Source organism: Candidatus Chloroploca asiatica (genome assembly GCF_002532075.1).
GTDB lineage: Bacteria > Chloroflexota > Chloroflexia > Chloroflexales > Chloroflexaceae > Chloroploca > Chloroploca asiatica.
This window is the reverse complement of record NZ_LYXE01000037.1, coordinates 1-1,210: the sequence shown is the minus strand read 5'-3', so window position 1 is coordinate 1,210 and position 1,210 is coordinate 1. Positions and strand designations below refer to the sequence as shown.

1 pseudogene is annotated in these 1,210 nt (G+C 66.0%); it reads left to right on the top strand.

From position 1 onward, the window contains the following. Positions 1-11 precede the first annotated feature (11 nt). Positions 12-1,210, top strand: a pseudogene (locus A9Q02_RS03360) (Calx-beta domain-containing protein); the annotation flags it as partial.

The window sequence follows — 1,210 nt, the reverse complement described above, 5'->3', positions numbered from 1 at the left end:
CGATTACGCTGGTGCGCGACGCGGCCCAGGTCAGCGTCAACCGCACGAGCCTCACCTTCACGCCGCAGAACTGGAACACCGCCCAGAGCGTGCAAGTGACCGCGGTGGATGACGCCATCGATGAGGCGGATGTCCACACCAGCCTGATCACCCACACGACGGCGAGTGCTGACCCGAACTACAACCAGCCGACGGCGCCGTTCCGTCCGTTGCCCACCGTGACGGTGCGGATTACCGACAACGACACGGCGGGCGTGGCGATCACCCCGACGACGGTCGACGTCGCCGAGGGCGGGGCAAGTGCGAGCTACAACGTGCGCCTGGAGAGCCAACCGATCGCGCCGGTGACGATCACGCTGGTGCGTGACGCGGCCCAAGTCAGCGTCAACCGGAGCAGCCTCACCTTCACGCCGGGGAACTGGAATGTAGCGCAGACGGTGCAAGTGACCGCGGTGGATGACGCCATCGATGAGGCGGATGTTCACACCAGCCTGATCACCCACACGACGGCGAGTGCTGACCCGAACTACAACCAGCCGACGGCGCGCTTTACCCCGTTGCCGACGGTGACGGTGCGGATTGCCGACAACGATACGGCGGGCGTGGCGATCACCCCAACGACGCTCGACGTCGCCGAGGGCGGCACAAGTGCGAGCTACAACGTGCGCCTGGAGAGCCAACCGACCGCGCCGGTGACGATCACGCTGGTGCGTGACGCGGCCCAGGTCAGCGTCAACCGGAGCAGCCTCACCTTCACGCCGGGGAACTGGAATGTAGCGCAGACGGTGCAAGTGACCGCGGTGGATGACGCCATCGATGAGGCGGATGTTCACACCAGCCTGATCACCCACACGACGGCGAGTGCCGACCCGAACTACAATCAGGCGACGGCCCGCTTTACCCCGTTGCCCACCGTGACGGTGCGGATTACCGACAACGACACGGCGGGCGTGGCGATCACGCCGACGACGCTCGACGTGACCGAGGGTGGCGCAAGTGCGAGCTACAACGTGCGCTTGTTGAGCGAGCCGACCGCGCCGGTGACGATTACGCTGGCCGTCGATGCGGCGCAGGTCAGCGTGAACCGCACGACGGTGAGTTTCACGCCGCAGAACTGGAACACCGCCCAGAGCGTGCAAGTGACCGCGGTGGATGACGCCATCGATGAGGCGGATGTCCACACCAGCCTGATCACCCACACGACGGCGAG